11 protein-coding genes are annotated in these 13,851 nt (G+C 49.8%); 4 read left to right on the top strand and 7 right to left on the bottom strand.

The features are described from left to right. Positions 1–3 precede the first annotated feature (3 nt). The 3 genes from pnp to H9I36_RS03550 all read right to left on the bottom strand — a co-directional run bounded on the left by pnp (position 4) and on the right by H9I36_RS03550 (position 3,826). Positions 4–2,100: a polyribonucleotide nucleotidyltransferase gene (gene pnp, locus H9I36_RS03540; RefSeq protein ID WP_187383998.1), complete on the bottom strand. Its 2,097-nt coding sequence runs from the start codon at positions 2,098–2,100 to the stop codon at positions 4–6. Positions 2,101–2,718: 618 nt separating this feature from the next. Next, positions 2,719–2,988 carry a 30S ribosomal protein S15 gene (gene rpsO / locus H9I36_RS03545; protein ID WP_180486678.1) on the bottom strand — a complete coding sequence of 90 codons (270 nt, stop codon included), beginning with the start codon at positions 2,986–2,988 and terminating at the stop codon, positions 2,719–2,721. Positions 2,989–2,998: 10 nt separating this feature from the next. Next, positions 2,999–3,826, bottom strand: coding sequence for an FAD synthetase family protein (locus H9I36_RS03550; protein ID WP_187383999.1), 828 nt, complete (start codon positions 3,824–3,826; stop codon positions 2,999–3,001). A gap of 153 nt (positions 3,827–3,979) precedes the next feature. On the opposite strand from H9I36_RS03550, the gene H9I36_RS03555 reads away from it, so the two are divergent. The 3 genes from H9I36_RS03555 (at position 3,980) to H9I36_RS03565 (ending at position 8,398) form a co-directional block, all read left to right on the top strand. After that, positions 3,980–5,224: a branched-chain amino acid aminotransferase gene (locus tag H9I36_RS03555; RefSeq protein ID WP_222864628.1), complete on the top strand. Its 1,245-nt coding sequence runs from the start codon at positions 3,980–3,982 to the stop codon at positions 5,222–5,224. Positions 5,225–5,330: 106 nt separating this feature from the next. After that, positions 5,331–6,809, top strand: a complete 1,479-nt coding sequence (locus H9I36_RS03560) for a SurA N-terminal domain-containing protein (protein WP_187384000.1) — start codon at positions 5,331–5,333, stop codon at positions 6,807–6,809. A gap of 29 nt (positions 6,810–6,838) precedes the next feature. Continuing rightward, positions 6,839–8,398, top strand: coding sequence for an NAD-dependent epimerase/dehydratase family protein (locus tag H9I36_RS03565; protein ID WP_187384001.1), 1,560 nt, complete (start codon positions 6,839–6,841; stop codon positions 8,396–8,398). Between the two features lie 53 nt (positions 8,399–8,451). On the opposite strand, the gene H9I36_RS03570 is transcribed toward H9I36_RS03565, so the two are convergent. After that, the gene (locus H9I36_RS03570) at positions 8,452–9,219 is read right to left on the bottom strand and encodes a DUF1295 domain-containing protein (RefSeq protein WP_187384002.1); all 768 of its coding nucleotides are present in this window, start codon (positions 9,217–9,219) and stop codon (positions 8,452–8,454) included. 230 nt (positions 9,220–9,449) lie between these two features. Between H9I36_RS03570 and H9I36_RS03575 the strand changes: the two genes are divergently transcribed. Further along, the gene (locus H9I36_RS03575) at positions 9,450–11,282 is read left to right on the top strand and encodes a 6-hydroxymethylpterin diphosphokinase MptE-like protein (protein WP_187384003.1); all 1,833 of its coding nucleotides are present in this window, start codon (positions 9,450–9,452) and stop codon (positions 11,280–11,282) included. A gap of 93 nt (positions 11,283–11,375) precedes the next feature. Here H9I36_RS03575 and H9I36_RS03580 read toward each other — a convergent pair whose 3' ends face one another. The 3 genes from H9I36_RS03580 to lepA form a co-directional block, all read right to left on the bottom strand. After that, positions 11,376–11,753, bottom strand: a complete 378-nt coding sequence (locus H9I36_RS03580) for a type II toxin-antitoxin system HicB family antitoxin (RefSeq protein ID WP_187384004.1) — start codon at positions 11,751–11,753, stop codon at positions 11,376–11,378. After that, positions 11,750–11,947 (bottom strand): type II toxin-antitoxin system HicA family toxin, encoded by a 198-nt coding sequence (locus H9I36_RS03585; RefSeq protein ID WP_222864629.1) that lies wholly within the window; start codon positions 11,945–11,947, stop codon positions 11,750–11,752. Before H9I36_RS03585 ends, H9I36_RS03580 begins: the two co-directional genes overlap by 4 nt. 98 nt (positions 11,948–12,045) lie before the next feature. Next, positions 12,046–13,848: a translation elongation factor 4 gene (gene lepA, locus H9I36_RS03590; protein ID WP_187384005.1), complete on the bottom strand. Its 1,803-nt coding sequence runs from the start codon at positions 13,846–13,848 to the stop codon at positions 12,046–12,048. Between the last annotated feature and the right edge of the window lie 3 nt (positions 13,849–13,851).

Here is a 13,851-nt window from a genome sequence, read left to right on the forward strand (position 1 = left end):
TCGTTATTTCGCCTGTTCGTCGAGCGCGTCGATGTACGAAAGATTCAGCCGTCCCATCTTATCGACTTCGAGCAGTTTTACGGGAATCTGCTGTCCTTCTTTAAGCACATCGGTAACTTTTTCGACGCGGGAATGCGAAAGCTTTGAAATATGGCAAAGCCCTTCTTTTCCCGGAAGGATTTCAACGAAAGCGCCGAAGTCCATAATGCGCTTGACGGTTCCGTTGTAGATCGTTCCCGGCTCCGGATCTTCGGTGATGCCTTTGACGGCTTTTTTCGCTTCTTCGGCGGCATTCCCCGTCTTTCCGTAAATCGTAACCGTTCCGTCGTCGTCGGTATTGATCGTAACGTCGTAGTCGGCACAGAGCGCTTTGATATTTTTTCCGCCCGGTCCGATGAGCGCACCGATTTTGTCGACGGGGATTTTCATGGAAATGATCTTCGGCGCATAGCGGCTGATCGGCTGCGGTTTATCGATCGTCTTTTCCATAATCGACAAAATATGCAAGCGGCCGGCTTTTGCCTGAGCGAGAGCTTCGCGCATGATTTCGGTCGAAACACCCGCAATCTTTATGTCCATCTGGAAACCGGTGATGCCGTCTTTCGTTCCCGCGACTTTAAAATCCATATCGCCCAAATGATCTTCTTCGCCGAGGATATCGGAAAGGATTTTATACTTTTCGTATTTCGGTCCGTCGGTGATGAGTCCCATCGCGACGCCCGCGACCATCTTTTTCATCGGCACACCGGCGGCAAGCAGAGAAAGACAACCGCCGCAAGTAGACGCTTGTGATGACGAGCCGTTCGATTCCATGATTTCCGAAACGACGCGGATCGTATACGGGAATTCGTCTCTGCCCGGCACCATAGGCGCGAGCGAGCGGCGGGCGAGGTTTCCGTGTCCGATTTCGCGGCGGCCGGTCATAAGCCTGCCGACTTCTCCGACCGAATACGGCGGGAAATTGTAGTGCAGGATAAAGTGTTCGCTTCTGTTTCCGTCGATATCGTCGTACGCCTGTTCGTCGAGCGTCGTACCGAGCGTCGTCACCGCAAGCGACTGCGTTTCGCCGCGCGTAAAGAGTGCCGAACCGTGCGGACGCGGCAACACGTTGATTTCGCACGTGATCGGACGGATTTCGTCGCACTTGCGTCCGTCTATGCGCACGCCTTCGTCGAGAATCGCTTTGCGCAGCAGCTTATACTGAATGTCGTCCATGAGCGCGCCGAAGAGTTTTTTCTGCACTTCGTCCGAAAGCTGTTCGGCGTATTTTTCGGCGATTTTATTTTTGACCGCTTTGACTGCGGCGCTCCGCTCCATTTTGCCGTCACGGAAACACGCTTCTTTCATGAGCGGCGTCGCTTCGGCTTCGATCGCTTCCGCATTTGCAAGCGTCACCGAAAGAGGCGCGAGCGGAAGCTTTTCTTTGCCGCATAATTTTTGCAGCTCTTCCTGCAGGCGGCACATCTCCGTGATAAAGCCCTGCGCTTTTTCGAGCGCGCCGAGCATCACGTCTTCCGACGCTTCGTTCGCGCCGCCTTCGACCATCGTAAAGCCCTCGGCTGTACCCGCGACGACGATTTCCAAATCGGCCTTTTCGATTTGCGCAAACGTCGGATTGACGACGTATTCGCCGTTCAAATATGCGACGCGGCAGGCGGCAACGGGTCCGTGAAACGGAATGTCCGAAATCGTCACTGCGGCGCTCGCCGCGATAACCGCAATGATATCCTGCGTATGAACGCCGTCGGCGGAAACGCAGGTCGGCACGATTTGAATTTCGCGTCCGAACGCCATTTCGAACAGCGGCCGCATCGGCCGGTCGATAAGGCGCGAGACGAGGATCTCTTTATCTTTCGGCCGCCCTTCCCGCTTTACAAAGCCGCCGGGAATTTTTCCCGCAGCGTAAAATTTTTCGTTGTAATCGACGGTGACCGGAACATAATCCATACCCTCAACCGCATCGTGAGATGCGCACACCGTCGCAATGACGGCCGCTCCGCCCCACTGAGCGAATACGCAGCCGTTCGCCTGTTTGCCTATCCTTCCCGTCTCCAAAATCAAGTCGGCGTCTCCGACTCTTGCAGTTACTCTTTGTACCATCTTGTCCTTCCTAAAAATGCGGCATTGCAGGAAGTGTCAACTTCCGAAGATGTCGCATTCGTGCGCGGGACTCGCAACAAGCGCATAAGCGCGAAGTTTCGAGCGGCGCACACGTACATCACGAGTTTTCAAAAGAAAACTCGAAGTAAAACGAGACGCGCTATTTCAGCGTTTCGTTTTACCGTTCTCAATTCTTTGTCGTTCTTTTCCGAAATTAATAATCAATAAAATTCATGTTCACGTGCATCGGCCGGAATGCCGACCGATATCGCAAAAGCTATTTAAGGTTCAATTTCGAGTTTTTCGAAACTCGAAATTTTCCATCCTCTTTGCTCACCAACTGAAGGGCAAGTTTGGAAAGTAAATTAAATTATGCTTACGGCGAGGTTCCGGCTGCGTGCCGTTTCGAGCGTTAGGCTTACGGAAGCCTGTCTTAAAAAGCTCGACCGCGACACATACACGGCGAGTTTGCAAAGCAAACTCGGTAGTGAGCGCAGCGAACGAAGTTCTCACCGTAAGCACAGCTTTAGTAGCTGATACTTTCCAAACTCGACATTCGACCTATAAAAAAAGCCTGCGCCGCCAGAGCAAGCGGTCATGCAGGCTTTTTTGCTTGCGTTATTTACGGATACCGAGCTCTTTGATAAGAGAGCGGTACGCTTCGAGGTTCGTCCGCTCGAAATATTTTAAGAGCTTCCGCCGAGCACCGACGATTTTCAGCAGCGCACGCTTTGCGCTTTTGTCTTTCGGAAAAGCGCGCTCGTGCTCAGTGAGCTGCTGGATGCGTTCGGTAAGCAGGGCGACCTGCACCTTTGTGTTGCCGGTGTCGTGTTCGTTCGCACCGTATTTTGCGATAACGGCGGATGCCGCTTCTTTCGAGAGTGCCATTCGTATACTCCTATTCTTTTATCGTTCTTATAAATTCTACAGCCTTTATGTGCCGCACGTCTTTTTGCAAATTCTCAAGGCGAAGGATATGAGATTCTGCCGTAAAGCGGGCTTCCGCTGTATATCCGTCGGCTATGACACGAACGCCGTAAGTACCGCGTTCGGGCAGCACTTGCGCAAAAGCGCTTCGTTCTGCCGTAAGCGCGCATCCGTCCTTTTTCCAAACGGAAGCCGAACAATCGAGCACGTATTTTCTGCCGAGCATGGCTTCGGCCGAAGGGATATCACCTTCGAAAATACGCAGACGGATAAGCGAAGAGCTTACACGCTCACCTTCATACAGCGTCGGTTCCGGAAACTCCGAAACGATGCCGCTTTCGAGGGAAAACGCGCGGATTTCTTTCATGCCGTATGCACCGCGGTAACCGCAGCGGAAATCCCATCCTTCCGCGATGAATTTCATGCCGCAGCCGTGCACGAGCATCGATAAAAAACTGTGTCCCTCTATTTTACCGAATTTATCGGAAAAGTCAATGAGTATCGCGAAGTCCATGCCGCGTGCTTCTATGACCGAAAGCCGCTGTGCGAGCGTCGAAAGATCGCCTTCATAAAATCCCTTGGATTTGAAAGCGCCGAGCGACTGCTTAAACGCGACGACGCCGGGTGTAAGACCGTCTTTTTCCGCTTCGGCTCGGACGCGGGAAAACAGCGAATCGTGCCCTATATGCGGGCCGTCGAAGTTTCCGACCGTGAGCGCCGTACCGCGCGCGAATACATCGGGAGCTGCGGTTTTCCCTGCGGCGACGCTTTCGATCTCTTCCCACGTAAAACGTATCATGCGGCATACTCTATCACATTTCAAAAAAAATGTCGCGTGAAAAAAAGCGCGGATAATACATTGAGAACACATATTGAAAAAAACGTCCCCGCGCGCTAAAATATATTAATTTTTCCGCGGCGGCAAAGCGGCGGCGTATTTTGGAGCGTGGATATGGCAATGGTAAAAACGATAAAAAAATCGGCAAAGACGGCAAAGGTCGGTGCAAAAAAAACAGTGGCAAAAAAAACGGCGAAAGCTCAGACAAAAGCCGCAGCTGAAAAACGGACGGCGGAGAAGAACGCGGCAAAAAAACGTTCCGAATCGAAAGCAGGAAAAACCGCAGCGGTAAAAACGAACCTTAAAAAACCGGCGGCAAAAACCGCATCGAAAAAATCGATTAAAAAAATCGACTGGGCAAATCTTCCGTTCGGCTATATCAAAACGGACAAGCGCTTCGTCGCCGAATTCAAAAACGGCAAATGGAACGCCGGCAAACTCACTTCCGACGATACGATTTCCCTTTCCGAATGCGCGGGCGTCCTGCAGTATGCGCAAACCTGTTTCGAAGGCCTCAAAGCGTACACGACCGAAGACGGCCGCATCGTTACTTTCCGTCCGAACTTAAACGCGGAGCGCATGGAGCGGTCGTGCGAGCGTCTCGAAATGCCCGTATTTCCGAAAGAGCACTTCGTCGAAGCGGTTCTCGCCGTCGTAAAAGCAAATAAAGCTTACGTGCCGCCCTACGGAAGCGGTGCGACGCTTTACATCCGTCCCTATATGTTCGGCTCGAACGCCGTCATCGGCGTAAAGCCTGCCGACGAATATCAATTCCGCATCTTCGCCACTCCCGTCGGTCCGTATTTTAAAGGCGGCGTCAAATCGATCGCCGTGCGCATCTCCGATTCCGACCGCGCAGCTCCTCGCGGAACGGGCGATATCAAAGCAGGTATCAATTATGCGATGAGCCTGCACAATATCGTCGACGCGCACAAAAACGGATTTGCAGAAAACATCTACCTCGATCCCGCGACGCATATATTTATCGAAGAGACGGGCGGCGCCAATGTTCTGTTTATCACGCACGACGGCAAAATCGTCACGCCGAAATCCGACACGATCCTTCCGTCGATCACACGTCGCTCGCTCGTGTACATCGCGGAAAATATCCTGCACATTCCCGTCGAAGAGCGCAAAATCGACAAGCGGGAGCTTTCGTCGTTCGCCGAATGCGGTCTGTGCGGAACGGCGGCGGTGATCTCTCCCGTGTGCAGCATATACGATCACGGCAGAGACATACGTTTTGCGGCTTGCGAAAACGGCATGGGCACCGTACTCAAAAAATTGTACGACACGCTCACGGGCATACAGATGGGACACATCCCCGCGCCGAAAGGCTGGATATACGAAGTAACATAATCACCTTCGATACGCGCAATATGCAACGCATAAATTGACACGCCGTTCATATAATGATAAAATTATACAATTTTCTATTTATACGAATTGACATAAGGATTTTATCATGAAAAAGGGCTTTTATACCGTCGGTTTGATCGTCGTTTTGGCGATATCGGCTTTTGCATTTATCCTCGCTCCCGCCATGGTCGGACACGGCGATGCGAATACGCTCCCTCCGTTCGGATCTTACGACGGCAAAAAAATCAAATACGAGCAGGGTTCCGATTTTGCGAATTACGTTTCAAGGTACGCGGAATTTTTTCAAGCCCAGGGCAGACAAATCGATCCTCAGTCGAATTATTATATTTTCAACTATGCGTTCAACGCAGTCGTTCAAAAAATAGCGTATACGCAGGCGGTAGCTGAGAGCGGCTATGCCGTGCCGCAGAGCGCCGTCAACCGTGCGATGCTTCCGTATTTTTCCGATGAAAACGGAAATTACTCCCAGCGCAGATACCGGGAGACGCCTGCATCGGAAATCGAAAGCATGCAAAAGAATTTCCGTGAAGACCTTACGATGAGGCGCTACAACGACGATATGTTCGGCTCTTCCGCACGCTTTGCGGGAAGCGCATTATACGGATTGAAATCGTCCGAAAACGAAATCGCTTTTTTTGAAAATTTCGGCACCGAAAAACGAGGATTCGATATGGCGTCTTTCAATACCGACGACTATCCCGACAGCGAAAGGGAAGCGTACGGACGCGCAAATGCGAAAAAATTTATTAAATACGATATGTCGATCATCACGTGCGGCGAAAAATCGAAAGCCGAAACCGTCGCAAAGCGCCTCAAAAACAACGAGATCACGTTTGAGGACGCGGTAAACGAATATTCTTCAAAAAACTACAGCGACGCGAACGGAAAATTAACAAATTCATATCGATATGAAATCGAACGCATCATAAAAAATTCCGACGACGTCGAAAAAATCGTCTCCCTTGCAAAAGATGCGACGAGTGCCGTCATCGAAACGAATATCGGCTTTTCCGTCTTTCATGCGGACGGAAGTGCATCCGATCCCGATTTTACAAACGAACAAATCGTAAAAGACGTGTGGAGCTATCTGCGCGCGAATGAAGCGGGACGCATCGAAGATTATTTTACGGATGTCGCAAAGAATTTCGGCGCGGATGCGGCTGTAAACGGTTTTGCCGCCGCCGCACAAAAGGCAGGCGCAAAGGATACGGCGCTCTCCCCCTTCCCGCTCAATTACGGAAGCGTTTCGTTTGCCAATTCCATTGACACGAGTATTGAAGGACTTTCGGGAGCCGACACGAATAAAAACTTTTTACAGACGGCGTTTTCCTTAAAGTTCAATGAAATCTCCTCTCCTATCGTAAACGGAAAAACCGTGCTCGTGCTGCAGTATACGAACGAAGTAAAAGATGAACCGTCGGAAAACGCGGCATCGCTTGCGGGTCAGATTGCAAGCAGCGACGAATCGTCCGCTTCTTCGCACCTCATGGCGAGTCCCAAACTGAAAAACGATCTCTTTACGGTATATTTTAATTATTTTATGAATACGGGAAATACCAACTGACGAGGGCTTCGGCCGATTGTTTTTTTGAAATGAAAACCGTTTTTATCACGGGCGCATCCGGAACGATGGGCTCGGAAGCTTTGGCTCAAATCGCGCGGACAGAAAAATTTCTGTGCCGCGTTCTTTTGCGTCCGAAAAAAGCGAATATACGCTTGGCAAAAAAGCTTCAAAAAAACGAGCACATAGAAGTTATCTTCGGCAACATACAAAATTACGGCGATTGTCTTACCGCCGTAAAAGGCGCCGACTATGTGCTTCACTGTGCGGCGATCATTCCGCCCGCGGCAGATCATAATCCCGACGAAACGTTTCGCACAAATCGGCTCGGTACCGAAAATCTGCTCAAAGCCGTAGCTGCGAGCGGCCAAATCCAAAAGACAAAATTCGTTTACATCGGCACGGTTGCCGAATACGGAAACAGAACGTTCAAACACCCGTGGGGACGTGTCGGAGACCCGCTCATGCCGAGCGCATTCGACGTGTACGCTGCAAGCAAGATAAAAGCCGAACGCGCGGTTATCGATTCTCCTTTGTGCTGGGTGTCACTGCGACAAAGCGGCATTTTATACGACCGCGTACTTTTTAATAATATGCACGACGGGCTGATGTTCCATACGTGCTGGAATACGCCGATCGAATGGGCGACCGCGAAAACGTCCGGTCTGCTTTTGAAAAATCTTGTCGAAAAAGATTCGGATGGAACGCTCGGCGCCGATTTTTGGAAAAAAGTATACAACATCGGAAACGGAAAGGCTTCCCGCGTTACGGGTTTTGAAACGCTCGACCGCGGCTTTAAAATGATGGGACGAAGCTGCACCGAAATTTTTAAGCCCGAATGGAACGCAACGCGCAACTTTCACTGTATGTGGTTTTCCGATTCGCACGTATTGAACGAATACCTCGATTTTCAGCACGAAAGTTTTGAAGAATTCTTTTCACGACTCGAAAAAAAATTATGGTATTTTAAATTGGGAAAACCCTTTCCGCGTCTCGTACGACGTTTTGCGATAATGCCGCTTTTGCGCACGAACAATGCGCCTGCCTTTTGGGTTTCGCACAGTCTTACAAAACGGATCAACGCTTTTTTCGGTTCGCTCGAAGCGTACCTCGCGCTTCCGCGCAGCTGGGAAAAATTTCCTTTATTGTGCAAAAATCAAAATCAGGAAACGGGCGCTTTTTTGGATTACGAAAAATTACAGGATGAATCTTTAATCGAACAAAACGGTTTGCTTTTAAATCACGGCTACGATGAAACGAAAAAGACCGAAGAGCTCGGCATTGAAGACGTAAAACAGGCGGCATGTTTCCGCGGCGGAAAGTGCGTGAGTGAAATAATGACAAGGGGCGATCTGTACAGCCCTTTGCAGTGGCAGTGCCACAACGGTCACCGCTTTACGGCAAGCCCGTACTTGGTTCTAAAAACGGGACATTGGTGCCCCGAATGCTGCAGCGCTCCGCCGTGGAATTTCGGCGAGCTTGCAAAACATATTCCGTTTTATGCCCAGCTCCGCTATGACGATCACGGAAAAGACGAAACCGAATCGTATTCGTCCGAAGACGGTCGCGATATATTGGCATATGAAAAATAAACGCCTCCGCGGTGCATCCGTCGAGGACGCGCGTTTTATCGGCCGATTGCAAATCAATATAAAAACGGAATTATGCGCTTGGGCTTATATCGCGCCGTTTCGTCAGGAAAGATTTCGGCATATTTTTTATAAATCGCATCGGCTCTCGGCACCAAATTGCACGCAGTCCAAAACACAAATAAAAAGCCCGGAAGCGACCACGTCAAAACGGCAAAGCCGAGCCATTCGACCAATTCGCCGAAATAATTCGCGCTCGTAATATAGCGGTACATTCCACGGGACGGATAATAATGCTTACTGTCGCCGACCGGACGCAGAGAGCGGATATAGGCGTCGGAGCGTATATTGATAAGCATGCCCGCAAAAAATAAAATCGTCCCGACAATAAAACGCGGATCGGAAAGCCAGCTGCGCTCGTACATTTCGGCAGGAGAAAAATAAAAAATCCACAAGCCGATTAAAAGCGCGTTTATGGTGTTGAAGATCATGCCCATAAGCACGATTGTAAGCGGCATTTTGCTTTTGCCTTTTAATAAAAACGGAAAAACAAAGGTACGCTGTATATAGTGAGCGATAAAAAAAAACGCCAGCAGTACGCGTACCGGCCTGTGTTCATAGTTGAGCGCGCAAAGCAAATAGATCATAACGATGAGCGTCGGACACTCCATAAATATCCATGCGATTTTATTGTTAAAAGCGAATCCCCATTTTTTATCGATGAGCTTCCCGTATCCTGCGGGAATAAAATACAAAGCGAAAAAACAAATCAATCCTGTGACAAACATAATTATCTCGACGGCACAATATGTTGAATATGACATACACGCAGTATCGGCGTTTTTTTTATTTTAATCAACATACCCCGACGCAAGCGTCGGGGTATTAAACCCTCCGCACGAATCAAGCAGCTTGTCTTGCCGCCGCACTCATGCCGATGCGTACGCTTGCATAAATACGATGTCCGCTCTAAAATAAAAAATATCATAGGAAGCCTCTGGAAACTGCAGTTTTAGAGGCAGCTTTAAAATGCGATATAATAAATTTGAGCAGAATGTTAATAAAAAACGGAGGAGTGGTGATCGAAGGCGGTCACGGAAATCCCTGTACCGTGCAAACGGCAAAGGGCATTTCCGTTTTGTATAAGGGCAGATACCTCTATTCAAAATACGCGCCCGAAAAAGCGGTGAGGAGTGCGCTTTCCGCACAATCCGTCCCGCACGGCACCCTCGTGCTCGCCTGTTCCCCCGTCCTGTGTTTATGTCTTGCCGAATTGTGCGCCTCGCTTCCCGAAAACTGTTTCGTACTCGGCTGCGAATTCGACGCGGCTCTGTACGATTTTTCGATAAAACACATACCGCTCGGGCTTGCCCGTTTTGCGATGCTTTCGCCAGACGAACTGCCGAATCTCCCGTTTATGCTCACAAAGCGCCGCGCCGAAACGAAAAGCGGAACGCTTCTTCCCCCTGCAGGAACCTTCCGCCGCGTTTTGCGCATAGACTTTTCGGCAGGTACGCAGTTTTTTCCGCAGCACTACGCGGCGCTTACGGAAGCTGCGGAAAATGCCGTAGCGCGTTTTTGGAAAAATCGCGTTACGCTCATCAAATTCGGACGCCGCTTTTCGCGAAATCTTTTTCGAAACATCGCACGCCTTCCCCGCTCAGTCCCGATCGAGCGCCTTATACAGTCGGTCGAAAAACCGATCATCGTTTTCGGTGCGGGCGAAAGCATGGAAAAAATCGCCCGAAGCATTCGAAACGTGCAAAACGCGTTTTATATCGTCGCAGCCGATGCCGCCCTTGCCCCGCTTTTCCGTCTCGGCATCGAGCCGGACGCCGTCGTGTGCGAAGAAGCGCAGTCCGTCATCGCACCGTTTTTTTTAGGCGCAAACGGAAAGCGCTTTCGCGTATTTGCAGGCATTACGTCGTGGCCGAAACTTTTCGACCTGTGCGGCGCCGATATCTGCTATTTTTCGCCGTACTATGACGACACGGTCTTTTTCGATTCTCTTGCCGCAAAGAACATTATCCCTCCCGTTATGCCGCCCCTCGGCTCGGTGGGACTCACCGCGACAAAGATAGCGCTTATGCTTCGAAAAACCGATCGCGTTCCCGTCTTCGTTACGGGGCTCGATTTTTCATACCGCGCAGGTACGACGCACGCGCGCGGAGCGGAAGCTCATACGTCGAGCCTTGCATCGAGTTTCAAAACCGCGCCTGCGGCAAATTACGATGCGGCATTCGCTTCCTTCATGCAAAAAATTATCGGAAAAGACGGTACCCTGTTTTTTACTTCCCCAGCCCTCTTCTCGTACGCCCAAACCTTCCGCGCTTATTTTTCCGAATCGCCGAATCTCTTCGATGCGGGAACGACGGGCATCGACTTGGGAATCCCGAAAAAGGATGCGGACGAATTGATTCGGGAAAGCGGTAATACGGCCGGTACGGAAACGCACGGCAACCGAAAAAGTACAGACGAAAAGCCGTCGTCGAGAGGCGGGCAAACACTTGCAGCAAAAGCGAATGCGACGCTTGGCAGCGCTCGAAAGACTGCCGAAAAAAAAATTGGTTCGGAAAAAGAAAAAACGTTTGCCGAAGAGGCGGCGTTCGACGAAACAAAAGCGCGCGACATTCTGAATTTTTACGAAGAAGAAGAGAGAGCGCTTGCGCGCTTGAAAAATATTTTATCGTCGGGGCAGAATATGAGCGAAGCCGAACGCAGCGCTGAAATCGAAAAACTGCTCGCCTCCCGCGAATACCTGTATCTGCATTTTCCCGACGGACTTACATCATCGCTTACCGTATCATTTTTAAAACGCGTCAGAGCGGAGATCGATTTTTTTATTAAAGACATTGCAGTCGGAAAATCGATTTTGGGAAAAAATTAAAATAGTGCGGATACTGTACTTCCGACAGCAATGCCCGAAGCCGAAAATACGCGCGTTATCATCGTCCTACATCAGGCGATGTAGAAAGCTGCATTATATTACAAGATTTAATTTTTCACACAATGCGTCTTGTAATGTTTTACTAAAATTGACTCCCGCTTTTTCCGCCTGAATATTAAGCCATGCCGGAATTGTCAATGTCTTTTTTATTGCCTTTTCATTTACTTTAAATTCGCCGCATACAAAAGACACAAAACTTTTTTTATCCGTTTTAATTTTATTTGCGGCAGACGCCTTAGGCAAGGTATCGACCGTATAATCGTCTTGTAAAAAAAGCTCCATCGCTTCAACCGCGTTTGCATACGTTTCGGCTTCCGTATCGCCCTGCGTAGAACATCCGGGCAAATCGGGAAACTCAACCCTGAAACCGCCGTCTTCACTATGAAAAATTGCAGGATATATAACTTTCATTTTTTTGCCTCCAGTTCGGTTCGTTTCAGAATAGCCGCTAAAAGGCCGGTTTTCATATCTTTGCCGTGCACGGAAATTATTTCGATTTTTCCGTTTTTCGTGATTTTATGATGGCTGCCTTTCACCGACACTAATTCCCGGCCGTCTTTTAATAATAATTTTAAAAAGTCTTTGTCTTTCACGTTTATAATCATAATACGTGTAATACGTATTGTCAATAAATTATATACGTCTTATCAAAGTCTGAAAATGAAGCGGCATTTGGATTCTTCTCAAATCGCCATTCGCCCAATTATTTTTCTTCACCTTCTTTGAGAACGGCGAGGAAGGCCGACTGCGGGATCGCAACGTTTCCGACCATCTTCATGCGCTTTTTTCCTTCTTTTTGTTTTTCGAGGAGCTTACGCTTCCGCGTGATGTCGCCGCCGTAACACTTTGCGAGTACGTCTTTACGGACGGGGCTCACCGTTTCCCGCGCGATGATCTGTCCGCCGATGGCGCCTTGGATCGCGATCTTAAACTGTTCGCGGCTTATCTCGCCTTTGAGTCGTTCGCATACGCTCCGCGCACGCTCGGTTGCGTTTCCTTCAAAGGTCAGCTGGGAAAGCGCATCGACGGGTTTGCCGTTTACCAAAAAATCGACTTTGGCAAGCTTTGTCGGCCGGTAGCCGATGAGTTCGTAATCGAAAGAAGCGTAGCCGCGGCTGTAGCTTTTGAGTTTGTCGTAAAAATCGAAGAGCACTTCGGCAAGCGGCATTTCGTAGACGAGCTCGACTCTCTTTTCATCGAGATACATCATATTCGTCTGCTCGCCCCGTTTTTGTTTGCACAGTTCCATGAGAGAGCCGAGATACAGAGAAGGCGTGATGATCGACGCTTTGATGTACGGCTCTTCGGCTTCTCTGATGCGGCCTGAAGGATACTCCGACGGATTATCGATATAGGTCTCTTTGCCGTCGGTCAAAACGAGTTTGTAGCGCACCGAAGGGGCGGTAAAGATAACCGACTGATCGTAATCGCGTTCGAGCCGCTCCTGTACGACTTCGAGATGCAGCAGCCCCAAAAAACCGCAGCGGAAACCGTTTCCGAGCGCAAGCGAATTATCCTTTTCGTAAATCAAACTCGCATCGTTGAGCTTTAATTTTTCGAGCGCGTTTTTCAACTCTTCGTATTCGTTCGAATCCATCGGATAGATGGAAGAGTAGACGACGGGCTTTACGTCTTTAAAACCGGGCATCGCTTTTTCGACGGGATCGGCCGCATTCGTGATCGTGTCTCCGACGCGCACGTCGCTTACGGTTTTTATCCCCGCGATGATATAGCCGACGTCGCCCGCTTCGAGGCAGTCGGTTTCTTCAAAATCGATTTTAAATATGCCGACCTGTTCGACTTTGTAATCGGCGGAACCCGCCATCATGCGGATCACGTCGTCTTTTTTTACCTTTCCGTCGATGATGCGCACGTGGACGACGACGCCGCGGTATTCGTTGTAATTGCAATCGAAGATAAGCGCGCAGAGTTTTCCGTCGGGCGATCCCTTGGGCGGCGGAAGACGGGCGACAATCGCTTCCATAAGTTCATCGACTCCGACGCCGGTCTTTGCCGACACGAGGACGGCTTCATCTCCGTCGAGACCGAGCTCTTTGGTGATCTGCGCTTTCGTTCCTTCGACGTCGGCCGACGCCAAATCGATTTTATTGATAACCGGAATGATCACGAGATCGTGTTCGACCGCCATATACATATTGCTCACCGTCTGCGATTCGACACCCTGCGTCGCATCGATCAACAGCAGGGCGCCTTCGCACGAAGCGATGGCGCGGGAGACTTCATAGGAAAAATCGACATGGCCGGGCGTATCGACGAAATTGAGTTCGTAATCGACGCCGTCTTTTGCCGTATACGGAATCGTCACCGCTTGGCTTTTTATCGTAATGCCTCTCTCCCGTTCGATATCCATCGTATCGAGGAGCTGGTCTTTCATCTTCCGCTCGTCGATGATTTTTCCCTTTTGAATGAGGCGGTCGGAAAGCGTCGACTTTCCGTGGTCGATGTGAGCCGTAATGCAAAAATTGCGTTTGTACTTTAAATCCATAGC

Source organism: Treponema sp. Marseille-Q4130, assembly GCF_014334325.1.
GTDB lineage: Bacteria > Spirochaetota > Spirochaetia > Treponematales > Treponemataceae > Treponema_D.